23 protein-coding genes are annotated in these 22,259 nt (G+C 70.0%); 17 read left to right on the top strand and 6 right to left on the bottom strand.

What is annotated here, in order from left to right:
- Positions 1 to 55 precede the first annotated feature (55 nt).
- From ACYQ0J_RS03585 to ACYQ0J_RS03550, 8 genes are all read left to right on the top strand, one after another.
- A complete protein-coding gene (locus ACYQ0J_RS03585) occupies positions 56 to 298 on the top strand; it encodes a DUF4212 domain-containing protein (RefSeq protein WP_460170806.1) in 243 nt (80 codons plus the stop codon).
- A 9-nt stretch (positions 299 to 307) separates the two neighbouring features.
- Complete coding sequence (locus ACYQ0J_RS03580; RefSeq protein ID WP_460170805.1) at positions 308 to 2,050, top strand: sodium:solute symporter family protein; 1,743 nt, start codon at positions 308 to 310, stop codon at positions 2,048 to 2,050.
- A gap of 104 nt (positions 2,051 to 2,154) precedes the next feature.
- Entirely contained in the window at positions 2,155 to 2,520 is a 366-nt protein-coding gene (locus tag ACYQ0J_RS03575) for a hypothetical protein (RefSeq protein WP_460170804.1), read from the top strand.
- On the top strand, positions 2,480 to 4,228 hold the full coding sequence (locus tag ACYQ0J_RS03570; RefSeq protein ID WP_460170803.1) for a DUF294 nucleotidyltransferase-like domain-containing protein: 1,749 nt from the start codon (positions 2,480 to 2,482) through the stop codon (positions 4,226 to 4,228). The genes ACYQ0J_RS03575 and ACYQ0J_RS03570 overlap by 41 nt, the downstream gene beginning before the upstream one ends.
- Positions 4,225 to 4,401 (top strand): hypothetical protein, encoded by a 177-nt coding sequence (locus tag ACYQ0J_RS03565; protein WP_460170802.1) that lies wholly within the window; start codon positions 4,225 to 4,227, stop codon positions 4,399 to 4,401. The genes ACYQ0J_RS03570 and ACYQ0J_RS03565 overlap by 4 nt, the downstream gene beginning before the upstream one ends.
- Positions 4,398 to 6,944: an ATP-binding protein gene (locus ACYQ0J_RS03560; protein ID WP_460170801.1), complete on the top strand. Its 2,547-nt coding sequence runs from the start codon at positions 4,398 to 4,400 to the stop codon at positions 6,942 to 6,944. The genes ACYQ0J_RS03565 and ACYQ0J_RS03560 overlap by 4 nt, the downstream gene beginning before the upstream one ends.
- Positions 6,868 to 7,227, top strand: coding sequence for a response regulator transcription factor (locus ACYQ0J_RS03555; protein WP_460170800.1), 360 nt, complete (start codon positions 6,868 to 6,870; stop codon positions 7,225 to 7,227). The genes ACYQ0J_RS03560 and ACYQ0J_RS03555 overlap by 77 nt, the downstream gene beginning before the upstream one ends.
- Positions 7,224 to 9,113 (top strand): 3'-5' exonuclease, encoded by a 1,890-nt coding sequence (locus ACYQ0J_RS03550; RefSeq protein WP_460170799.1) that lies wholly within the window; start codon positions 7,224 to 7,226, stop codon positions 9,111 to 9,113. Before ACYQ0J_RS03555 ends, ACYQ0J_RS03550 begins: the two co-directional genes overlap by 4 nt.
- Here ACYQ0J_RS03550 and purD read toward each other — a convergent pair.
- From purD to ACYQ0J_RS03525, 5 genes are read right to left on the bottom strand one after another with little or no spacing between them, the layout of a single operon-like run.
- Entirely contained in the window at positions 9,103 to 10,356 is a 1,254-nt protein-coding gene (gene purD / locus ACYQ0J_RS03545; protein WP_460170798.1) for a phosphoribosylamine--glycine ligase, read from the bottom strand. The two genes, ACYQ0J_RS03550 and purD, sit on opposite strands and share 11 nt — an antisense overlap.
- Positions 10,353 to 11,243, bottom strand: a complete 891-nt coding sequence (purN, locus tag ACYQ0J_RS03540; RefSeq protein ID WP_460170797.1) for a phosphoribosylglycinamide formyltransferase — start codon at positions 11,241 to 11,243, stop codon at positions 10,353 to 10,355. Before purN ends, purD begins: the two co-directional genes overlap by 4 nt.
- 4 nt (positions 11,244 to 11,247) lie before the next feature.
- On the bottom strand, positions 11,248 to 12,144 hold the full coding sequence (locus tag ACYQ0J_RS03535) for an MBL fold metallo-hydrolase (RefSeq protein ID WP_460170796.1): 897 nt from the start codon (positions 12,142 to 12,144) through the stop codon (positions 11,248 to 11,250).
- The gene (locus tag ACYQ0J_RS03530) at positions 12,138 to 12,932 is read right to left on the bottom strand and encodes a fumarylacetoacetate hydrolase family protein (protein WP_460170795.1); all 795 of its coding nucleotides are present in this window, start codon (positions 12,930 to 12,932) and stop codon (positions 12,138 to 12,140) included. The genes ACYQ0J_RS03535 and ACYQ0J_RS03530 overlap by 7 nt, the downstream gene beginning before the upstream one ends.
- A 9-nt stretch (positions 12,933 to 12,941) precedes the next feature.
- Positions 12,942 to 13,475 carry a glycerol-3-phosphate acyltransferase gene (locus ACYQ0J_RS03525; protein ID WP_460170794.1) on the bottom strand — a complete coding sequence of 178 codons (534 nt, stop codon included), beginning with the start codon at positions 13,473 to 13,475 and terminating at the stop codon, positions 12,942 to 12,944.
- 94 nt (positions 13,476 to 13,569) lie between these two features.
- On the opposite strand from ACYQ0J_RS03525, the gene ACYQ0J_RS03520 reads away from it, so the two are divergent.
- From ACYQ0J_RS03520 to ACYQ0J_RS03480, 9 genes are all read left to right on the top strand, one after another.
- Positions 13,570 to 14,604, top strand: coding sequence for a LacI family DNA-binding transcriptional regulator (locus tag ACYQ0J_RS03520; RefSeq protein WP_460170793.1), 1,035 nt, complete (start codon positions 13,570 to 13,572; stop codon positions 14,602 to 14,604).
- A gap of 11 nt (positions 14,605 to 14,615) precedes the next feature.
- Complete coding sequence (locus tag ACYQ0J_RS03515) at positions 14,616 to 15,059, top strand: YqhA family protein (RefSeq protein WP_460170792.1); 444 nt, start codon at positions 14,616 to 14,618, stop codon at positions 15,057 to 15,059.
- Entirely contained in the window at positions 15,060 to 15,740 is a 681-nt protein-coding gene (locus tag ACYQ0J_RS03510) for a hypothetical protein (RefSeq protein ID WP_460170791.1), read from the top strand.
- Entirely contained in the window at positions 15,737 to 16,855 is a 1,119-nt protein-coding gene (gene mqnE, locus ACYQ0J_RS03505) for an aminofutalosine synthase MqnE (protein WP_460170790.1), read from the top strand. The genes ACYQ0J_RS03510 and mqnE overlap by 4 nt, the downstream gene beginning before the upstream one ends.
- The gene (locus ACYQ0J_RS03500; RefSeq protein WP_460170789.1) at positions 16,852 to 17,667 is read left to right on the top strand and encodes a menaquinone biosynthetic enzyme MqnA/MqnD family protein; all 816 of its coding nucleotides are present in this window, start codon (positions 16,852 to 16,854) and stop codon (positions 17,665 to 17,667) included. The genes mqnE and ACYQ0J_RS03500 overlap by 4 nt, the downstream gene beginning before the upstream one ends.
- Before the next feature lie 63 nt (positions 17,668 to 17,730).
- Positions 17,731 to 18,267, top strand: a complete 537-nt coding sequence (locus ACYQ0J_RS03495; RefSeq protein ID WP_460170788.1) for a YceI family protein — start codon at positions 17,731 to 17,733, stop codon at positions 18,265 to 18,267.
- Entirely contained in the window at positions 18,264 to 19,025 is a 762-nt protein-coding gene (locus tag ACYQ0J_RS03490) for a VOC family protein (RefSeq protein ID WP_460170787.1), read from the top strand. Before ACYQ0J_RS03495 ends, ACYQ0J_RS03490 begins: the two co-directional genes overlap by 4 nt.
- Positions 19,026 to 19,198: 173 nt before the next feature.
- The gene (aroF, locus tag ACYQ0J_RS03485) at positions 19,199 to 20,233 is read left to right on the top strand and encodes a 3-deoxy-7-phosphoheptulonate synthase (protein ID WP_460170786.1); all 1,035 of its coding nucleotides are present in this window, start codon (positions 19,199 to 19,201) and stop codon (positions 20,231 to 20,233) included.
- A complete protein-coding gene (locus tag ACYQ0J_RS03480; protein ID WP_460170785.1) occupies positions 20,230 to 21,309 on the top strand; it encodes a prephenate dehydrogenase/arogenate dehydrogenase family protein in 1,080 nt (359 codons plus the stop codon). The genes aroF and ACYQ0J_RS03480 overlap by 4 nt, the downstream gene beginning before the upstream one ends.
- Here the strand turns inward: ACYQ0J_RS03480 and ACYQ0J_RS03475 are convergent.
- Positions 21,306 to 22,244, bottom strand: coding sequence for a GGDEF domain-containing protein (locus ACYQ0J_RS03475; protein WP_460170784.1), 939 nt, complete (start codon positions 22,242 to 22,244; stop codon positions 21,306 to 21,308). The two genes, ACYQ0J_RS03480 and ACYQ0J_RS03475, sit on opposite strands and share 4 nt — an antisense overlap.
- Positions 22,245 to 22,259 lie beyond the last annotated feature (15 nt).

Here is a 22,259-nt window from a genome sequence, read left to right as displayed (position 1 = left end):
AGGGAAGCTGGGTTGCGGAGGCGCACGGGGCGCTTCCCGAGCGGGGGAGGGAGCTATGCAAGAGGCATACTGGAAGGCCAACACCTCGCTGATACGGAACCTGCTCATCATCTGGGCCCTGGTTTCGTACGTCTTCGGTATCCTCCTGGTGGAGCCCCTAAACGCCATCCGCCTGGGAGGGCTTCCCCTGGGCTTCTGGTTCGCCCAGCAGGGCAGCATCTACGTCTTCGTGGCCCTCATCTTCTACTACGCCTGGAAGATGGACCAGTTGGACCGGCAGTATGGGGTGCACGAGTAGGGGGGGAAGATGAGCGTTGAACTCTGGACTTACCTTTTGGTGGGCATCACCTTTGCCCTTTACATCTACATCGGGTACGCCTCGAGGGTGCGGGAGACCGCGGGGTTCTACGTGGCCGGCCGGGGGGTGCCCGCCATCGCCAACGGAGCCGCCACCGCCGCCGACTGGATGTCTGCGGCCAGCTTCATCTCCATGGCCGGCCTCATCTCCTCCATGGGCTACGACGGGGCGGTGTACCTCATGGGTTGGACCGGGGGGTACGTGCTCCTGGCCCTTCTCCTCGCCCCCTACCTGCGCAAGTACGGCAAGTACACGGTGCCCGACTTCATCGGCGACCGCTACTACTCCCACACCGCCCGGGCGGTGGCCGCCATCGCCACCATCTTCATCTCCCTCACCTACGTGGCGGGGCAGATGCGGGGCGTGGGCATCGTCTTCAGCCGCTTCCTCCAGGTGGACATCGCCACCGGGGTCATCATCGGGGTGGCGGTGGTGGCCTTCTTCGCCGTGCTGGGGGGCATGAAGGGCATCACCTGGACCCAGGCGGCCCAGTACACGGTGCTCATCGTGGCCTACCTGATCCCGGCCATCGCCATCGCCAACGTCCTCGCAGGCAACCCCATCCCCCAGCTGGCCTTCACCTTCAGCGACCTGGTGAGCCGGCTGAACCAGATCCAGGTGGACCTGGGCTTCACCGAGTACACCAAGCCCTTCCAGGGCAAGCCCATGATCGACATCCTGGCCATCACCCTGGCCCTGATGGTGGGCACCGCCGGGCTTCCCCACGTGATCATCCGCTTCTATACCGTGCCGGACGTGCGCTCCGCCCGCTACTCCGCCGGCTGGGCCCTTCTTTTCATCGCCCTCCTCTACACCACCGCCCCGGCGTTGGCGGCCTTCGCCCGCTACAACCTCATTTCCACCCTGAACGGGAAGACCCTGGAGGAGGTGCGGCAGATCGACTGGGTGGCCAAGTGGGAGAAGACCAAGCTCCTGGCCTTCGTGGACAAGGACGGGGACGGCAAGGTGACCATCGCCCCAGGCCGGGCCTTCGCCCTAAAGGGCGGCAGGCCCGACTTCAACACCCCGGACGAGAAGAGCAAAAACGAAGTCCACATTGACAACGACATCATCGTCCTCTCCACCCCCGAGGTGGCCCGCCTGGCCCCCTGGGTGATCGCCCTGGTGGCCGCAGGGGGTCTGGCGGCGGCCCTCTCCACGGCGGCCGGCCTGCTCCTCGCCATGTCCAGCGCCATCTCCCACGACATCTACTACCGCATCCTCCGCCCCAACGCCACCGAGGCCCAGCGCCTCCTGGCCGGGCGCATCGTGATCCTCCTCGCGGTGATCCTCGCCGGCTACTTCGGCATCAACCCCCCGGGCTTCGTGGCCCAGGTGGTGGCCTTCGCTTTCGGCCTGGCCGCGGCGAGCCTCTTCCCCGCCATCCTGTTGGGCATCTTTGACAAGCGGATGAACCGGGAGGGGGCCATCGCCGGCATCCTCGTGGGCCTGGTCTTCACCGCGGTGATGATCGGGATGATGCGGGCTCCCCAGATCTTCGGGGCCCCGGCCCCTGTCATCCCCAACCTCTTCGGGATCAGCGCCGAGGGCGTGGGGGTCATCGGGATGCTGCTGAACTTCTTGGTGGCCTACGTGGTCTCCCGGGCCACGCCCCCGCCCCCGGAGCACATCCAGCACCTGGTGGAGGATATCCGCATCCCCAAGGGCGCAGGCCAGGCCGCAGAACACTGAAGGCGCAAGGGGCCACCCCCATGCTGGCCCCAGCCAGCATGGGGGTTTCGCCTGACCCCCAAAGCCAGAAGAGCAGGGAGTAAAGACACGCATAAAATGTCCCCATGGGGATCCTCTACCTGCGGTTCTACCTAGGAAGCCTGGTGGCCCTCTTCGGCTTCTACCTCACGGGCCACTACCTCTTAGGCTTCCCCTTCCCCACCCCGGCCATCCTGGGCCAGGTGGCCCTGGGGGCCCTGGTGGGGGTGGGCCTCGGAGTCCTCTACCACCGGGTCTGGCCCCTCCCCCCTCCCGGGCTTGGCCGGGTGGTGCGGCTCTTCGTCCTCCTCCCGCCCGCCTTCATGCTGGGCATCGGCCTCCTCGTCCTCCTCCAGGCCCAGGTGGCCCTGCACCTCCTGGTGCCCCTCCTGGCCTGGCTCACCCCCGACTATGGACCCAAGAACGACGCCACCCCTGAAGGCCCTTCCTGAGGCGGAACGGGAAGCCCTCCTAAAGGAAGCCCGGGAGGAGGCCCACCCCCCGGGCACCCGCTTCCTGGAGCAGGGCGGGGCCCCGGCCCAGGCCCTCTACCTGGTGCTGGAGGGGCAGGTGGCCCTCCTGGACGGGGAGGAGGAGGTGGGGACCCTCGAGGCCGGGGACTTCTTCGGCTTCCCCTCCCTCCTCTCCGGGGAACCCCCCACCTTCAGCGTGGTGGCCAAGACCCCGGTGCGGCTCCTCGTCTTCCCCGAGGGGGCCTTCCGGAGGCTCCTCCTCTTCCCCGAGGCCGCCCGCTTCTTCGGCCAGGGATTGGTGGAGCGGGTGCGGCTCAGGGAGGCCCCCGACCTCTCCTTCTTCAGCCCGGTGGGCAGGCTGGTAAGGCGCCCGCCCCTCTTCGTGGCCCCCTCCGCCAGCGTCCAGGAGGCGGCCCAAAGGATGCGGGAAGAAGGGGTTTCCAGCCTCCTGGTGGCGGGGGAGCCCCCGGGCATCCTCACCGACCGGGACCTGCGGAACCGGGTGCTGGCGGAGGGCCGCCCGCCCAGCACCCCGGTGGCCGAGGTGATGACCGCCCCCCTCTTCGCCCTCCCCGCGGACACCCCCATCTACGAGGCGGTGGCGGCCATGGTGGAGCGGGGCATCCACCACCTGCCCCTTCTTGAAGGGGGACAGGTGGTGGGGGTGGTGACCCACACGGACCTCCTCCTCCACCAGGCGCAAAGCCCCCTGGTCCTCCTAAGGCGCATTGAGCGCCTGGAACTGGAGCGGTACAGCCTCGAGGTGGCGAACCTGGTGGAGGCCCTCTTCCACAAGGGCCTCGGGGGGCTGGAGATCGGCCGGGTGGTGGCCTCCTTGAACGACGCCCTCATCCGCCGCCTGGTGAAGGAGGCGGAGGCCGCCTTGGGGCCGCCCCCCATGGCCTACGCCTTCATGGTCTTCGGCTCGGAGGGACGGAAGGAGCAGGCGCTGCTCACCGACCAGGACAACGCCTTGGTCCTGGAGGAAGGGGGCCACGAGGCCTACTTCCAGGCCCTGGCGGAGCGGGTGGTGGGGGGGCTCGTGGAGGCGGGGATTCCCCCTTGCAAGGGAGGGTACATGGCCACCCGCTGGCGGATGCCCCTTTCCCAGTGGCAGGCCACCTTCCGCCGGTGGATGGAGGCCCCCGAGCCCCAGGCCCTCTTGGAGACCCAGATCTTCTTTGACCTGCGGAAGGCGGCGGGAAGCCTCTCCCTCAAGCCCCTGGAGGAGGTCCTCCTGGAGGGAAGCCAGAGGGGGGTCTTCCTCTACCACCTGGCCCAGGCGGCCTTAGCCTTCCGCCCCCCCTTGGGCCTCTTCGGACGGGTGCGCACCGAGGAGGGCTTCGTGGACCTGAAGCGCTCCGCCCTCGCCCCCATCGTGGCCCTGGCCCGGCTTTACGCCCTCCTGGGGGGAAGCCTCGCCAAGGGCACCCTGGAGCGCCTGCGGGCCGCCAGCGAGGCGGGCACCTTAAGCCCGGAGGGGGCGGAGCGGCTCGCCGAGGCCTACCGCTTCTTCTTCGGCCTGCGCCTTATGCACCAGCTAAAGGCCTTTCGCGAGGGTAAGGAGATCGGCAACCGGGTTCTTTGGTCCGCCCTTTCCCCCGGGGAAAAGCGGCAGGCCCTCGAGGGGTTCCGGGCGGTTCTGGAGGTGCAGGAGAGCACCATAAGCCGCTTCCAGCTGCGATGAGAGAAAAGGCCTTGGCCCTCTTCCTCCTGGCCCTCTTTCTCTTCCTCTTCCCCCTGGACCTCCTCCTGCGCGAGGCGAGGGGGCCTTGGGGCCTGCCGCCCCTCTACCTGTACCTCTACGGGGCCTGGGGCCTGGTGGTCCTCCTGGCCTACCGCCTCTTCCGCAAGCCATGAGCCCTCCCCTCCTCCTGGCAAGCCTCTTCCTCTACCTGGGCCTCCTCTTCCTGGTGGCCCTCCTGGGGGAGGGGCGGGGAAGGGCGCTGGCCTTAAGCCCCTGGACCTACGCCCTCTCCCTGGCGGTCTACGCCACCGCCTGGACCTTCATGGGCAGCGTGGGGCGGGCCGCCACGGAAGGGGCCACCTTTCTGCCCATCTACCTGGGCCCCACCCTGGTCCTCCTCCTCTGGCCCTTCCTGCACGGGAGGCTCCTGGCCTTGGCCCGCACCCACCGCCTCACCTCCTGGGCGGACTTCCTCTTCCTGCGCTACCGCCACCCCCTCCTGGGCCCCCTGGCCGCGGCCTTCCTGGTGGTGGGCCTCCTCCCCTACCTGGCCCTGCAGCTCAAGGCCATCGCCCAGGCCTTCCTCTTCCTGAGCGGGGAGAAGGGGCCCCTGGCGGACGTGGCCTTCCTCACCGCCTTGCTCCTGGCCCTCTTCGCCATCCTCTTCGGGACCCGCCGCCTGGACCCCTCGGAAAGGCACCAGGGACTGGTCCTGGCGGTGGCCTTTGAGTCCCTGGTGAAGCTCTTGGCCCTCCTCCTGGTGGGGGGCGTGGTCCTGGCGCGGCTGGGGAACCCCTTCCCCCAGGCCCAGCCGGAGCTTTTCCCCCTCCTCCTCCCTCCCCAGGGGCTTCCCGGCCACCTGGCCTGGGCCAGCCTGGTCCTCCTCTCCGGCCTGGCCTTCCTCTTCCTGCCCCGGCAGTTCCACGTGAGCGTGGTGGAGAACGTGGACCCCAAGCACCTCCCCCAGGCGGCCTGGGCCTTCCCCCTCTACCTCCTCCTCATCAACCTGCCGGTGGTGCCCCTGGCCCTCCTGGGCCGCCTCCTCCTCCCCGGAGAGAACCCCGATCTTTACGTCTTGGCCCTGCCCCTGGAAGCGAATAGCCCCCTCCTGGCCCTCCTGGCCTTCCTGGGCGGGGTTTCCGCGGCCACGGCCATGGTGGTGGTGGAGGGCCTGGCCCTCTCCATCCTGGTCTCCAACCACCTCCTCTCCCCCCTTCTCCTCCGCTTCAAAGCCCTAGGAAGCCTCCTCCTTTGGCGGCGGCTTTCCATCCTGCTGGTGATGCTCCTGGCTTACCTCTACTTCCGCCTGGCCGGGGAGGCCTACGCCCTGGTGGCCATGGGGCTCATTTCCTTTGTGGCCGTGGCCCAGCTGGCCCCCGCGGGGCTTTTGGGCCTCTTCTGGAAGGGCGCCACCCCCCAAGGGGCCCTGGCCGGCCTCCTCGGGGGCATCCTCCTTTGGGCCTACACCCTCTTCCTCCCCGCCCTGGCCCGCTCGGGCTGGTTGCCCCCGGGCTTCCTGGAAGGCCCCCATCCCCTGTTGCGCCCCGAGGAGCTTTTGGGCCTGGAGGGCCTGGACCCCATCACCCACGGCTTCCTGGCCAGCCTCACCCTCAACCTGGCCCTCACCCTGGGGGTCTCCCTCTTCACCCGGCAGGAGGCAGCCGGGGCGGGCCGCACGGGGGAGGTGGAGGAGCTGGCCGCCCTGTTGCGGCGCGTCCTGGGCCCCGAGGCGGAGGAGGGCTTCTTGCGCGAGGCCAGGGGCCTCCGGGGACCGGAGGCCGCCCTCCTGGCGGAGGCCTGGCTGGCGGGCTCCGTGGGCCCGGCCACCGCCAGGCTCCTCCTCCTTTCCGCCACCCGGGAAGCCCCACCCCAGGCCCTCCGGGAGGAGGTGGAGGAGGCCGCCCGGGAATCGCGGGCCCTCAGGGCCTACGCCCAGGCCCTGGAGGAGGCGCGGCGGGAGCTCTCCCAAGCCTACGAGCGCCTAAAGGCCCTGGACCAGGCCAAGGACGAGCTTTTGGCCGCGGTTTCCCATGAGCTCAAGACCCCCCTCACCTCGGTGCGGGCCCTGGCGGAGATCCTCGAGGCCCACCCCGACCTGCCCGAGGAAGAGCGCCGACGCTTCACCGCCCTCCTGGCCAAGGAGGCGGGGCGGCTTTCCCGCCTGGTGGAGGAGGTCCTGGCCTACACCCGCCTGCAGGCGGGGCTTCCCCTGCGCCGCGCCCCCACCCACCTCAAGGCCCTGGCGGAGGAGGCCCTGGCCCTGGCCCGCCCCCTGGCCCAGGGGCGGGGGCTTAACCTGGAGGTGGACCTGGCGGAGGTAGAGGCCTTCACCGACCGCGACCGGGTGCTCCAGGTGCTCCTCAACCTCCTGGAAAACGCCCTGCGCCACGCCCAAAGCCGGGTGCGGCTGGAACTTAGGCTAAGGGAGGGGGAGGCCCTTTTCCGGGTGGCGGACGACGGCCCCGGGGTGCCCGAGGAGGCCAGGCCCTTGGTGTTTGAGCCCTTCCAGAGCTTTTCCGGGGGCACCGGGCTCGGCCTCTTCCTGGCCCGGAGGTTGGTGGAGGGCCTGGGGGGGCGAATTTGGCTGGAGGAGGGCGAGGGAGCGGCGTTCGCCTTCACCCTGCCCTTGGAGGTGGCCCATGAGGATCCTGGTGGTGGACGACGAGGAGAGCATCCTGGTTCCCCTGGAGTTCCTCCTGAAGAAGGCGGGCCATGAGGTGGTCCTGGCCCGCACGGGGGAGGAGGCTTTGGAGCGGCTTGAGGAAGGGGCCTTTGACCTGCTGGTCCTGGACCTCATGCTGCCCGGGCTGGACGGCTTCGCCGTCTTGGAGCGGCTCGCCCTTAAGCCGCAAAGGCCCAAGGTCCTGGTCCTCACCGCCCGCGGGCGCGAGGCGGACCGGGCCAAGGCCCTGGCCCTGGGAGCCGAGGCCTTCATGGCCAAGCCCTTCGGCATCCAGGACCTCCTGGCCCAGGTGGAAGGGCTTCTGGAGGGGGCGTGAGGGAGGCCTGGCGCTTCCTAGGGGCCCTTCTCCTGGGGCTCCTCCTGGTGGGGGGGACGGTGGGGCTCGGCCTCTTCCTCCTCCTCCGGGGGGAGGAGGCCCTGGCCCGGGAGCTCCTGCGGGTGGCCGGGGCCAAGCTCCCCCTCCTCCTCTTCCTGGCCCTCGCCTTCTTGGCCGTGCTCTCCGCCCTCCTCCACCCCCTCTTCCTGGGCTACCTGGCGGCCACCCGGGCCCTGGGCCAGGAGGCCCAGGTGCTCCTGGCCAACCCCGGCCACCGCCTGCCCCTCCGGGGCCCCCTGGAGCTCCAGGCCCTGGCCCGGCTCATCCACCGGCTGGCGGAGGAGAAGGCCGCCCTGGAGAAGGAGGTGGAGGCCAAGGTGGCCGAGGCCAAAGCCCTCCTGGAACGGGAGCGGGAGGTGTTGGCCGCCCTCATAACCCATCTCCCCCAGGGGGTGGTCCTGGCCGACCCCAAAGGCCAGGTGAGGCTCTACAACCCCCCGGCCCGGAAGCTCTTGGGGGAGGGCCTCGGGGTGGGCAAAAGCCTCTTCTCCCTCCTGGACCGGGGGCTTTTGGTCCACGCCCTGGGCCTCCCGGGGGAGCGCTTCCTGACCCAGGGCAAGGAGGGACCCCTTGCCCTGAGGGTGGTGCCCCTGGGGAAAGCGGAGGGGTTTTTGGTGCTCCTGGAAGAGCCCCAGGAGCACCGGGGCCCGGACGAGGCCACCCTACACCGCCTAAAGGACAAGCTTGCGGGGCTTAAAGCCCTGGTGGAGCTTCTGGAGGGCGAGGCGGGCGAGGGGGCCCGTCCCCTGGCCCGGGCCGCCCGGGAAGCGGCGGAGGAGCTAGCGGGGATGCTCCAGGGCCTGGAGGCTCCCCCCCAGGCAGCCGAGGTCTTGGCGGAAGACCTCCTCTCCCTCCTGGCCAAGGCCCTGGAGGCGGGGGCGGGGATCCACCCCGGCCTCGCCCTGGCGGAGGGGGCCAAGGGGCTCCGCGTCCGGGCGGACACCTACGCCCTAAGCCAGGGCCTCACCGCCACCCTCCGGGAATGGGAGGAGGTCTTCCTGGAGGCCAGGGAACGGGAGGGCCTCCTCCAGCTCACCCTGGTCTTCCCCCACCCCGCCCCCAAGCCCCATCCCCAGCTGCGGAAGGGGGTGGAGGGGGCCGGGGGAAGCCTTTGGCGGGAGGAAAACCGGCTCCATATCCTCCTTCCCGCCCGCGAGGCCCCACCCCTCCCCGTCCCCGAAGGCCCCCCGCCCCGGGCGGCGGTCTTTGACCTCTCCCTCCTCCAGGTCCCGGAGGCGCTGGAGGAAGCCCCCCTGGACGCCCTCCTCTACACCGCCTTTGACCTGGAAACCACGGGCCTGGAGCCGGAAAAGGACGCCATCATCGCCCTGGGGGGGGTGCACGTCTTGGGGACCAGGGTCCTTGCCCTCGAGGCCTTCGAGGCCCTGGTGGACCCAGGCCGTCCCATCCCCCAGGCGTCCACCCAGGTCCACGGCCTCACCTGGGAGATGCTCCAGGGAAAACCGCGCCTGGAGGAGGTCCTCCCCTCCTTCCGGGCCTTCATAGAGGACACGGTGCTCCTGGCCCACAACGGGGCCTTTGACATGGCCTTCCTGCGGCGGGCCGGGATCCACCAGCCTCCCCTGGTGGACACCCTCCTCCTCTCCCACCTCCTCTTCCCCGACCTGAAGGACCACCGGCTGGAAACCCTGGCCGCGCGCTTCGGGGTGCCGGTCCTGGGCCGGCACACCGCCTTGGGGGACGCCCTCATGACCGCAGAGGTCTTCGCCCGCATGGTCCCCCTCCTCAAGGAAAGGGGGTACCGCACCCTAGGGGAGGTGCTCCAAGCCTGCGAAAGGCTTCCCCTGGCCCGGCTCAGGTATTGAGCCGGGCCAGGGCCCGTCCGCCGATGTCCCTGCGGTAAAGGGCCCCGGGAAAGCCCACCTTCGGGATAAAGGCGTAGGCCCGCTCCAGGGCCTCCTTCAGGTCCTTCCCCAGGCCCACCACGTTCAAGACCCTTCCCCCGGCGCTCACCAGCCGCCCCCCTTCCCACCGGGTGCCCGCGTGGAAGACCAGGACCCCTTCCGGGGGCTCGGGAACGTGGAGGGGGATTCCCTTCCTGGGGTTATCCGGGTAGCCGGGGGCCGCCAGGACCACGGCGGCCGCGGCCCCTGGCCTCCAGGCAAGCCTCGTCCCGGCAAGCCGTCCCTCGGCCACCTTGAGGGCCAGCTCCACCAGGTCATTCTCCAGAAGGGGCAGGACCGCCTGGGCCTCGGGGTCGCCGAAGCGGGCGTTGAACTCCAGCACCTTGGGGCCCTCCCGCGTGAGCATGAGCCCCGCGTAGACCACCCCCCGGTAGACCACCCCTTCCGCCCGCAGGCCTTGAATGAGGGGCTTGAGGATCTCCTCCTCCACCCGCTTCAGGGTGGCCTCGTCCAGGGGGTAAGGGGCCACCGCCCCCATGCCCCCGGTCATGGGGCCCTGGTCCCCGTCCAAAAGGCGCTTGTGGTCCTGGGAGGGGAGGAGGGGGAGGATGGTCTTTCCATCGGTGAGGGCGAGGACCGTGGCCTCCTCCCCCTCCAGGTACTCCTCCATGACCACCTCACCCCCCTCGGCCCGGTTCAGGATGTTGACCACCGCCTGCTTGGCCTGGTGCAGGTCAAAGGCCACGGTGACCCCCTTGCCCGCGGCCAGGCCGGAGTCCTTGATCACGATGGGGACCCCCACCCTTTCCAGGTACTCCAGGGCCAGGATGGGGTCCTGGAAGACCCGGTAGCGGGCCGTGGGGATGCCATAGCGCTCCATGAGGCCCTTGGCGAAGGCCTTGGAGCCCTCAATCATGGCCGCCCTCTGGGTGGGGCCAAAGACGGCCAGGCCCCGCTCCGCGAAGGCGTCGGCGATGCCCTCCACCAGGGGGGCCTCCGGCCCCACCAGGGTGAGGTCTATGCCCTCCGCCAAGGCCCACTCGGCCAGGGCCTCCACGTCCCCACCCCAGGGAACGAGCTCCGCCAGGGCGGCCATCCCCGCGTTGCCGGGAGCGGCGTAGAGCCTGTCCACCAGGGGGCTTTGCGCCGCCTTCCACAAAAGGGCGTGCTCCCGCCCCCCGGAACCCACCACCAGCACCCTCATACGGAGGATTCTACCCGGGAAAGGGCCTCCTCCACCCGCAGGCGCACCTCCCCCGGGAGCTCGGCCAGCTCCCGGCGCAAGGCCGGGTGCTCCTCCGAAAGCAGGTGGGCCGCCAGAAAAGCCCCCCGGCCCCAGGCCCCCGCCTCCCCTAGGAAGGCGGCGGGGGCGAGGTCCGGCCTGCCCCAGGCGAGGAGGAGGGCAAAAGCGCGCAGGTAAAGGGGCTTCTCCCGGGGGGAAAGCCCCTGGAAGCGGGGCCAGGCCCCGCCCAGGAGGGGCTTGAGCCCCTCCCCCGGGGGGAAGGCCAGGCCCGAGAGGACCAGGCGCACCGCCTTGGGGTAGAGCCGGTGCTCCAGGAAGAGCACGCGCCGCTCCAGCACCTCCGGGGTGTCCCCGGGCAGGACGGGCACCCGCCCCTGCAGGACGATGGGCCCCGTGTCCATCCCCTGGTCCACGAAGTGGACGGTGGAGCCCGTCTCCTTTTCCCCCGCCTCCAGGACCCGCCGGTGCACGTGAAGCCCCGGGTAGTCCGGGAGGAGGGAGGGGTGGATGTTGAGGAGGCGGCCGTACCAGGGCTCCACGAACCGGGGGGAGAGGAGGCGCATAAAGCCCGCCAGGAGGACGAGGTCCACTCGCCTTTCCTTAAGGAGCCCCAAGGCCTCCGCCTCAAAGGCCCGGCGGCCCCGCCAGGGGAGGGCCACCGCCTCCACCCCCCGCCCCCTCGCCCGTTCCAGGGCCAGGGCCTCGGGGTTATCGGAGACCACCAGGACCACCTCCCCCAAGGGATGCCCCTTGGGGAAGGCCTGGAGGAGGGCCTCGAGGTTCGTCCCCCGCCCGGAGGCGAAGACGGCAAGGCGCGCCGGGCGGCCTAAGGGAAAGGGGCCCAGCATGGCCTTACCCCAGGGCCTCCGGGTGGTGCTTCTGCCAGTAGCGCACGAGGCCCTGCAGGTTCATGTAGGGGGGATCGGCCAGCTCATAAAGGCGCATCCCCGCCTCATCCACCCCGGCCCTCTGGAGGTTCTCCCGCCAGTAGGCCTCGAAGCGGGGGATCATGGCCTCCAGGGAAACCCCCTCCCTGAGGCGGCTTAAGGTCCAGCCCGCCCAGTCCTCCAAGGCCTGGCGCAGGGTCTGCAGGTGGTCCTCCACGTCCCCGTAGGCCCCGAAGTGGGTGAGGTAAAGGGCCTCCGGCCTGAGGGCCAGGATGCGGTCCAGGGCGTGGTACCAGCTCTCCAGGTGGATGTCGGGGGGCGGGGTGGGGGGGAGGACCGGCCCAGGGGCGATGCGCACCCCGGCGATGTCCCCGGTGAAGAGCACCCCCTCCACCAGGTAGGCGTGGTGGTGGGCCGCGTGGCCCAGGGTCTCCACGGCCTGGACCCCAACCCCCCCCAGGTCCACCCGCTCCCCGTCCGCCAGGACCCGCACCCTCCCGGGGGGGATGCCCTTAAGCTCCCCCCAAAGGGGCTTGAGCATCTCCCCATAGATGCGCCCCGCCGAGGCCAAAAGCCGGGAGGGGTCCACCAGGTGCGGGGCCCCCTTGGGGTGCACGTAGACCGTGGCCCCCTTTTCCGCCAGGCGCCAGGCCGCCCCGGCGTGGTCCAGGTGGATGTGGGTGACGAAGACGTGGCGCACCTCCTCAGGCTCCACCCCCTCGGCCCGCAAGGCTTCCACCAGGCGGGGATAGGTGCTCTCCGGGCCGGTCTCGATGAGGACAGGCCCCTCAGGGGTCTCCAGGAGGAAGCTGGCGATGACCCGCGCCACCCCTTGGAAGCGGAGGTCCAGCACCTTCACCACCGGGGCTCCTCCTTGGGTCCGATGCGGGTGTGCAGGGTGCCGATCCCCTCCACCGCCACCTCAATCCGGTCCCCCGGGTTCAGGGCCCCCACCCCTTCCGGGGTGCCGGTGAGGACCACGTCCAAGGGCTCCAGGGTCATGAAGCCCGAGATATAGGCAAGGATCTCCGCCACGCTGAAGATCATCTGGGAGGTGTGCCCCTCCTGGCGGAGTTCCTCGTTCACGTAGGTGCGCACCCAGGTGTTCTGCGGGTCCAGGTCGGTCTCAATCCAGGGCCCCAGGGGCAAGAACTTGTCCGCGCTCTTGGCCCGCACCCACTGCAGGTCCTTCTTCTGGGCGTCCCGGGCGGTGATGTCCACGGCGATGGTGTAGCCCAAGACGTGGTCCAGGGCCCTCTCGGGGGGAACGTTCCGCATCCGGTCCCCGATGACCACGGCGAGCTCCCCCTCGTAGTGGAGCTCCTGGGTAAAGGCCGGGTAGGGCACCGCCTCCCCCGTGTTCCCCGGGTCCCGGGGGTTGGCCGGGTGGGCCAGGGCGTTGGGGGCCTTGAGGAACAGGCCCGGTTCCTTGGGGAGGTCCTGGCCGAAGTCGTGCCCCATCTCCCGGATGTGCTCCCGGTAGTTTCGCCCCACGCAGACGATCTTGCTGGGCGTGGCGGGCACCAGGAGGCGCACCGAGGCCAGGTCGTAGCGCCTTCCCGTGGGGTTACCCCCGGGGCCATCGGTTTCCAGCACCATCTCCCCTTCCAGGATCCCCCAGCGGCCCTCGTTAAAGCGCAGGATCTTCATGCCCTAAAGCTACCATCTTCCCTTAAGGATTTGCAGGCCCCGGAGGGCCACCACCCCCGCCACCAGGACCGCCCCCAGCCTGCCCTCCCCTGGGACCAGGAGGAGGAGGGCGAGGTACCCGAAGAGGGCGCCGAAGGGGATGGGGTAGATGCCCCGCCGGTGGAAACGCCAGTGGAGGCCGTGGTAGACCCCGGCCACGAGAAGCCCCAGGAGGGTGGCCAAGAGGGTCTCCCGGGGGAACCAGACCAGGAAGAAGCCCAGGGAAGGGGCGATGCCCCCACCCCCCCGGAAGCGGAAGAAGAGGGGCCAGGTGTGCCCCGCCACCACCGCCGCCCCCGCCAAGGGGCGCCAGGCCTCGGGGGCGAGGAGGGCGGCCAAGGCCCCCTTGCCCAGGTCCACCAGGACCACCAGGGCCGCGGCCAGGGGCCCCTTACGGCGGAAGACCCCCGAGCCCCCGGGGAGGTCCTGGCCCCGCACCTCCGGGAAGAGGAGAAGCCCCCCCACCAAGGAGCCCAAAAGGTAGGCCAGGAGCACGTAGGCCACGCCTCCATTCTTGCAGACCGCCCCCGTTTGTCCTATCCTGAGGATGGAAGTTTCCATGAAGCGCTTCCACCCCCGGGCACCAGAGGACCAGGCTATGAGAGGGAAAAAGCCCACCATCCACGAGGTGGCCGCCCGGGCCGGTGTGGGCCTGGGCACGGTGAGCCGGGTGCTCAACAACCACCCGGCGGTGCGCCCGGAGACCCGGGCCCGGGTCTTAAGGGCCATGGAGGAGCTGGGCTACGCCCCCAACCCCCACGCCCGGCGCATCGCCGGCGGAAGGAGCTACACCGTGAGCATCCTCCTGCCCTTCGTGGCCACGGAGTTCTACCGCAGGCTCCTCGAGGGCCTCGAGGGCGTCCTCCTGGAAAAGCGCTACGACCTGGCCCTCTTCCCCATCCTCTCCCAGGCCAGGCTTCGGCGCTACCTGGAGAGCACCACCCTGGCCTACCTCACCGACGGCCTCATCCTGGCCTCTTACGACCTCACGGAGCACTTCGAGGAGGGGCGCCTGCCCACGGACCGCCCGGTGGTCCTGGTGGACGCGCAAAACCCCCGGTACGACTCCGTCTACCTGGACAACCGCCTGGGGGGACGGCTCGCGGGGGAGTACCTGGCCCGCTTCCCCGGGGCCATCTTCGCCATCAAGGTGGAGGAGGAACCCGACCAGGCCTTCCGCCACACCGTCTTCGCCGAACGCATGGCTGGGTTCCAAGAGGCGTTGCAGGAGGCGGGGCGCCCCTTCCCCCAGGACCACCTCTACACCACCCGCCTCTCCCAGGAAGGGGGGAGGCTGGCCCTCCGCCACTTCCTGGAAAGGAGCTCCCCCCCCATCAACGTCTTCGCCGGGGCGGACCAGGTGGCCTTAGGGGTCCTGGAGGAGGCGGAGCGCCTGGGCCTGGCCGTGGGCCGGGAGGTGCGGGTGCTCGGCTTTGACGGCCACCCCTTCACCGAGGAGGTGGGGCTTTCCACCATCGCCCAGCCCGTGGAGGCCATGGGGACCAGGGCCGCCCAGCTCCTCCTGGAGCGGATGCAGGGCTACGCGGGCCCGCCCCGGGAGGTGCGCTTTGAACCCCTCCTGGTGGAAAGGGCCTCCACCGGGACGCCCGAAACCATCCCCTACATCCCGTAGGCTATAGGCCTATGCGCTGGGAGACCTTGGCCAACCTGGTGCGCTGGATCATGCTCCTGCCCGTGGCGGGGCTCCTCCTCGGGGCCGTCTACTTCGCCTGGCACGCCCTCGTGGAGGCCCTAAACGCCCTGGGAAAGGACCTCGAGGCCGCCCTCCCCGCCCTGGTGGGGGCCGTGGACCTGGCCCTTTTGGCGGCCATCTTCCTCATCTTCGGCCTGGGCCTCTTCGAGCTCTTCCTGCGCGAGCTGGACCTCCCCATGGAAAACGTCCTGGCGATAAAAAGCCTCGCCGACCTGAAGGGAAAGCTCGGCCAGGTCATCGTCATGATCCTGGTGGTGAAGTTCTTTGAAAGGGCCATGGGCTTTAAGCCCCAAGGGGCCCTGGACTTCCTCCTCTTCGCCGGGGGGGTAGCCCTCCTGGCCGCCGCCCTCTGGCTCAGCCGGGAGAAAGGGTAGGTGCTGGTCTACCTGGACCAAAACTACGCCAGCCGCATGGCCAAGCACCTCCTGGGCCAGCGGGGGCACGAGCCCTTCGGGCGGCTCTTCCAGGCCCTAAAGGGGAAGGTCCTGGCCCCGCCGAGCCCCTTCCACGTGCTGGAAACCCTGCACCCGGTGCGGGGGCCCGAGGAGAAGGCGGGCTACCTGCTTCCCGTGCTCCAGGAGGTCTTCGCCGCCCTGGGCGGGGGGCTTTGGGTGCGGCCCTGGCAGGAGGTGGCCGCCAGGCAGGCCCGGGGGCTATTCCGGGAGGACCTGCTCTGGACGGGGGGAAGCTGGGCCTCCCCCGCCGACCTCGGCCCTTTCCAGGGCCTCCTCGAGGCCCTCCGGGGCCTCCCCTACCGCGAGGCCGCGGAAACCGCCCTCCGTGAGGTGAAAGGCCGCACGGGCCTGGGCGAGGTGCCCTTCGTGCGCCTCCTGGCCCACCTCCTCGCCCGCATGGCCTCCGACCTCCACCGCAAGCCCCGCCCCTCCGACCTCCTGGACGCGGTGATGGCCGCCACCGTCTACCCCTACGTGGACCTCCTCCTCACGGACCGCTACCTGCGGAACCTGCTGCCGCAAAAGAGCGTGGGGGGAAGGCGGAAGGAGGTGGAGGCCCTGGTCAGCCGCTTCGCCCAGGGAGTAGACTCCTTGCCGTGAAGGGGATCAAGGACCCCCGCCTCCTGCCCATCGCCGAGAAGGTGATGGAGGGGAAGCGGCTTTCCTTCGCGGAGGGGCTCGTCCTCTACGAGACCCAGGACCTCCCCACCCTCATGCGCCTGGCCAACCTGGTGCGGGAGCGGAAGCACGGGCACAGGACCTACTTCGTCCACTCCATCCGCGTCTCCCAGACCAACATCTGCTACGTGGGCTGCACCTTCTGCGCCTTCCAAAGGCGCTTCGGCGAGGAAGGGGCCTGGGACTTTGACGTGGAGGAGGTGGTGGCCTGGGTGAGGGAGCGCTACCAGCCCGGCCTCACCGAGATCCACATGACCGCGGGCCACCACCCCAAAAGGCCCTTCTCCTACTACCTGGACCTGGTGCGGGCCCTCAAGGAGAGCTTCCCCGGGGTGCAGGTGAAGGCCTGGACCGCGGCGGAGATCCACCACTTCTCCAAGATCGCCCGCCTCCCCTACCGGGAGGTCCTGGAGGCCCTAAAGGAGGCGGGCCTGGACGCCATGCCGGGGGGCGGGGCGGAGATCTTCGCCGAAAGGGTGCGCAGGAAAATCGCCCGGGCCAAGGTCTCCGCGGAGGGGTGGCTTGCCATCCACCGCACCGCCCACGAGCTCGGCATCCCCACCAACGCCACCATGCTCTACGGCCACATAGAAACCCTGGAGGAGCGCCTAGACCACATGGACCGCCTGCGCCGCCTCCAGGACGAGACGGGGGGCTTCATGAGCTTCATCCCCCTAGCCTTCCAGCCCGACGGGAACCAGCTCGCCCGGGAACTCGGCAAGCGGGAGTTCACCACGGGGCTGGACGACCTCCGCAACCTGGCCGTAGCCCGGCTCTACCTGGACAACTTCCCCCACATCAAGGGGTACTGGGCCACCCTGACCCCGGAGCTGGCCCAGGTCTCCCTGGACTGGGGGGTGACGGACATAGACGGCACCCTCATTGAGGAGAGGATCGTCCACATGGCGGGAAGCCCCACGCCCAAGGGCCTCACCAAGCGGGAGCTCGCCCGGATCATCCTGGCGGCGGGCCGCCTCCCCGTGGAGCGGGACGCCCTCTACCGGGAGGTGCGGGTCTGGGACCGGGTGGAGGCGTGAGGCCCTACGTCCTCGGCCTTCCCCGCTACGCCAACGTGGCACCCCTCCACCGCTTCCTGAGGCCCGAGGGCTTTCAGGTCCTCTACGCCGTGCCCGCGGAGCTCAACCGCCTGGTGCTTGCGGGGGAGGTAGGGCTTTCCCTGGTCTCCAGCTACTTCTACCTGGAGCACCAGGAGGCCTTGGGCCTCCTCCCGGACTTCTCCGTGGCCGTCCTGGGGCGGGTGTACTCGGTGAACCTCTTCCACCGGGGGAGGCTGGAAACGTTAGAGCGGGTGGCCCTCACCACGGAGAGCGCCACCAGCGTGGCCCTGCTCCAGCTCCTCCTCGGGGAGAGGGGCATCTTTCCCGTCTACCGGCGGGCCGAGGGGGGGCTCGAGCTCCTGGAGGCCTACGATGGCGTCCTCCTCATCGGCGACCGGGCGGTGAAGACCTACGCCGACCTCCTCCCAGAGCTCCCCCCGACCCCCCACGCCCTCCCCACCCGCTTCGGCGAGGTACAGGTGGTGGACCTCTCCATGCTGTGGTTTGACCGCACCCGGCTCCCCTTCGTCTTCGCCGTCTGGGCCTACCGCAAGGAGAACCCTCCCCCCAAGGCCCTGGTGGAGGCCCTGAGGCGGGCCCGGCGGGAAGGCCTGGGACGGCTTAAGGAGGTGGCCCTCGCCGAGGCCCTAAGGCTCGGCATCCACCCCGCCCTCATGGAGCACTACCTCTGGAACTTCCGCTACCACCTGGAGGAGCCCGACCGCTTGGGCCTGAAGGCCTTCGCCGAGGCCCTGGGCCTCCCCTTTGCCCCCGTGTACTACCCCGAATAGCGCTTGACTTTCTATAGCGCTCTGGATAATATGGCCCTGGGCCCAGGGCCCGAGGAGGTAAGGATGCGTTGGAACCTAGACCCCACCCACACCAGCGTGGAGTTCGCCGTGCGGCACCTGATGATCGCCACGGTGAGGGGGACGGTGGGCCTCAAGGAGGGGTATGTGGAGACGGACGAGAGCGGCAGGCCCGTCCGGGTGGAGGCCCGTTTGGACGCGGGGAGCATCCACACCGGCGTGCCCGACCGGGACAACCACCTGCGCTCGCCCGACTTCCTGGACGTGGCGAACCATCCCGAAATCGTGTTCAAGGGCGAGCGGATCACGCCTCTTGGGGAAGGGCGCTACCGGGTGGAGGGGGAGGTGGCCATCCGGGGCGTGACCCGGCCCCTGGCCTTCGAGGTGGAAACCTCTGGCCCCGCCAAGGATCCCTGGGGCAACGAGCGCATCGCCGCCCACTTTGAGGGGAGGCTGAACCGGAAGGACTTCGGCCTCACCTGGAACGTGCCCCTGGAGACCGGGGGCGTCCTGGTGGGCGAGGAGGTACGCTTCAGCGTGGACACCCAGGCGGTGCGGGCGAAGGAGGCCGTGGGCGCGTGAGGCACCTTGGGCGGCTCCTCTCCTTGAGCCTCCGGGTCAAGGACCTGGGGGCCGCCCTCGCCTTCTACCGGGACCTCTTGGGCCTAACCCTGGAGGCCGAGCCACCCCGCTACCGCCTATTTCCCCCAGGGCAGGGCTTCTTCCTGGAGCTAATCCATGACCCTCAGGCCCCCCTCAGGCCCTACCCCTCGGTGGGCCTCTACCACTTTGCCCTCCTCCTGCCGGACCGCAAGGCCTTGGCCGGGGTCTTCCGCAGGCTCTTGGAGGCCGGGGTCCACTTTGAGGGGGCCGCGGACCACGGGGTCTCGGAGGCCCTCTACTTCCGCGACCCCGAGGGAAACGGCCTGGAGCTCTATTGGGACCGGCCCCAAGGGGAGTGGCCCAAGGGGCCCTTGATGTTCACGGCACCCCTTGACTTGGAGAGGCTCCTGGCCGAAAACCCCAATCCGGGCCCCCTTCCTCCGGAAACCCGGCTTGGGCACATCCACCTCCACGTGCCGGACCTTAGGGAGGCCGAGGCCTTCTTCGCGGGGAAGCTGGGCATGGCCGTCACCTTGCGCACCTACCCCGGGGCCCTCTTCTTCGCCTGGGACGGTTACCACCACCACGTGGGAGCGAACACCTGGGCGGGAAGGCGCAAGGCCCCGGAAGGGGCCACGGGGCTCTTGGGCTACGGCCTCCTGGCCCCCCGCGGCGTGGCCCCGGGCAGGTACCTGGACCCATCCGGGGCCTGGGCCGAGGCGGTATCCCACGCGTAGGGCCACCTTGACGGGAAGAGCCCCTTGGCCTTACACTCTAAGCCAACTATGTGGACCCGTGGGCGCTACTTCGGCTTTTATTATCCCGCCGGGGGCGCCCTGCGGTTCGCGTAGGCTTATACCGCGAAAAGGGCGCCCCAGAAGGGGCGCCCAAAGCTTTTGGGAGGAGAGCCATGCTGATCGTGATGAAGCGGGGGCACACGGAGGAGGAGCTGCAGGAGGTGGTGCGGGAGATAGAGAAGGTGGGCTACCGCCCCCACCTTTCCCGGGGGGTGGAAACCACCCTGGTGGGGGCCATCGGCAAAGGCCCCACCCCCGAGCTCATGGAGCACTTCCGGGCCTTGCCGGGGGTGGCCGAGGTCATTCCCATCTCCAGGCCTTGGAAGCTGGCGAGCCTCGAGGTCCAGCCCTTCCCCACCGTCTTGGAGTTCCCCACGGGCAAAACGGGGGACGGGCACGTGATGGTGGCGGCGGGCCCCTGTGGCGTGGAGTCCTTGGAGCAGACCCTGAGGGCCGCCCGCTTCGTGAAGAAGCACGGGGGAGCCATGCTCCGGGGCGGGGCCTTCAAGCCCCGCACGAGCCCCTACGCCTTCCAGGGCCTGGGCGTGGAGGGGCTCAAGATCCTGGCCGAGGCCCGCAAGGAGACCGGCCTCCCCATCGTCACCGAGGTCCTCTCCCCGGAGCAGGTGGAGCTGGTGGCGGCGTACGCGGACGCCCTGCAGATCGGCGCCCGCAACGCCCAGAACTTCCCCCTCCTCCAGGCGGTGGGGGAGGCGGGCAAGCCCGTCCTCCTCAAGCGGGGGATGAGCATGACCCTGGAGGAATTCCTCATGAGCGCGGAGTACATCCTCTCCCGGGGCAACATGCGGGTGATCCTGGTGGAGCGGGGCATCCGCACCTTTGAGAAGGCCACCCGCTTCACCCTGGACGTGGCGGCGGTGCCCGTCCTCAAGAGCTGGACCCACCTCCCCGTCTGGGTGGACCCCTCCCACCCGGCGGGCAAGAGGGACTGGGTCATCCCCCTGGCCCTGGCGGGCCTGGCGGCGGGGGCCGACGGCCTCATCGTGGAGACCCACCCCGAGCCGGAGAAGGCCCTCTCCGACGCCGCGCAACAGCTCCACGAGCACGAGTTCGCCGAGCTCATGGACAAGGCCCGCCGCCTGGCCGAGGCCTTGGGCAAGACCCTCGCCGCCCCGGTCCTGGGATGAGGCCCCTCTTCGGCAAGGTGGGGATCTTCGGGGTGGGCCTCCTGGGGGGAAGCGTGGCCCTGGGGCTCAAGGAGCGCTTCCTGGCCGAGGAGGTCCACGCCTACGACCAAGACCCGAGCGCCCTGGAGAAGGCCCTCTTCCTGGGGGTGGTGGACCGGGTCCACGCGGAGCCGGGCCCGTGGGTGAGGGAGCTTTCCCTGGGCATCCTGGCCGCCCCCGTGGGGGCCCTGCCCGCCCTGGGAAGGGCCCTCGCCCCCTTGGCCCACCCGGATAGCCTCTGGACCGATGTGGGAAGCGTGAAGGGCAAGGTGGTGGCCGCCTTGGAGGGCCTTCTCCCCCACTACCTGGGGGGCCACCCCATGGCGGGAAGCGAGAAGGCGGGGGTGGAAAACGCCCACGCGGGCCTCCTGCAAAACGCCATCTGGGTCCTCACCCCCACGGAAAGGACGAGCCCCAGGGCCAAGGAGGCGGTGCGCCGCCTGGTGGAGGCCCTGGGGGCCTACCCCCTGGAGCTACCCCCAGGCCTCCACGACGAGCTGGTGGCCCGGGTCTCCCACCTCCCCTACCTCCTGGCCGTAGCCCTGAACCGCATGGTGGCGCAAAGCCCCCACAAGGACCTCCTCATCTTCCTGGCGGCGGGGGGCTTCCGCGACCTCACCCGGGTGGCCTCGGGAAGCCCCCGCATGAGCCGGGACATGGTGGTGGAGAACAAGGAGGCCCTGAAGGGGGCCATAGAGGAGTTGCGGGCGGCCCTCGGGGAACTGGAGGGGCTTTTGGACGAGCCCGAGGCGCTCCTGGAGGTGGCCGAGGCCGCCAAGCGCACCCGGGATAGCCTCCCCATCGTGCGCCGTAGCCTCCTTCCCGAGATGCACGACCTGGTGGTCCAGGTCCCCGACCGCCCCGGACAGATCGCCAGGATCGCCACCGCCCTGGGCGAGGCCGGGGTCAACATCAAGGACATCGAGGTGCTCACCGTCCGGGAGGAGGCGGGGGCCATACGGCTCTCCTTCGCCACCCGGGAAGAAAAGGAAACCGCCAGGGAGGTCTTGCGCCAGGCGGGCTACCGGCTCCCTTAGGCTTCCCCCGGGCTTCCCTCCACCCGGTTCTTGCCCAAGGCCTTGGCCCGGTAAAGGGCCCGGTCCGCCCGCAGGAAGAGGTCCTGGAGGTCCCCCTGGTAGGGGGCCACCCCGAAGCTCGCGGGATAGCCCAGGCGGGACAACCCCTCCTGCAGGCGCCGGGCCAGGCAGTCCGCCTGCTTTAGGTCCGTCTCCGGCAGGAGGAGGGCAAACTCCTCCCCGCCCCACCGCCCCACCAGGTCCCCCTTGCGCACGTGTCCCCTGAGGTAGCGGGCCACCTCCTTAAGCACCCGGTCCCCCTCCGCGTGCCCCTTGGCGTCGTTGATGCCCTTGAAGTCGTCCAGGTCCAGGAGGACCAGGCTGAAGGGCCGCGCCCCCCGCTCCACCCGGGCCGCCTCCCGCTCCAGGCTCATCTCCAAGGCCCGCCGGTTGGGCAGGCCGGTGAGGGGGTCGGTGAGGGCCTGCTCCCGCCAGAAGCGGGCCTGGCCGTAGGCCTCCCGGAAGCGGGCGAGGAGCAGGGTGAGGGCCAAGAGGACCCCCTGGGCCAGGGCGAAGTGGGCCCACAAGACCCCCGGGGCCTCCAGCCCCAGGAGGAGGGCCAGGGCCCCTCCCCAAAGGAGGCCCACCGCCAGGGCCCGGGGCAAGGGGTAGGCGAAGGCGGCGAGGAGGTAAAGGGCCGGGGACCAGAAGCCCGCCACCCACCCCATCTCCCGGCCCCTCCAGGCCTCGAAGAGGAGGTAGAGGGCGAGGGCGTGCACCAAAAGCCGGGGAGCCCCCCTGGGGCCCCGCCAGAGGGCCCAGAGGAAGAGGAGGGCGAAAGGGGGGTAGAAGGCCCACTCCCAGCCCGAAGGGGGGCGCGCCCAGACCTGAAGCCCCATGCCCAAGGGGAGGCCCACCCAGGCCAGGGCGTAGAGGAGTCGGTAGAGGCCCTCCATGCCCCACACCTATTC

The organism is Thermus sp. FJN-A, assembly GCF_054655095.1.
Note: the sequence above shows the minus strand (reverse complement) of the source record. Positions and strands in the feature narration are given on the sequence as shown.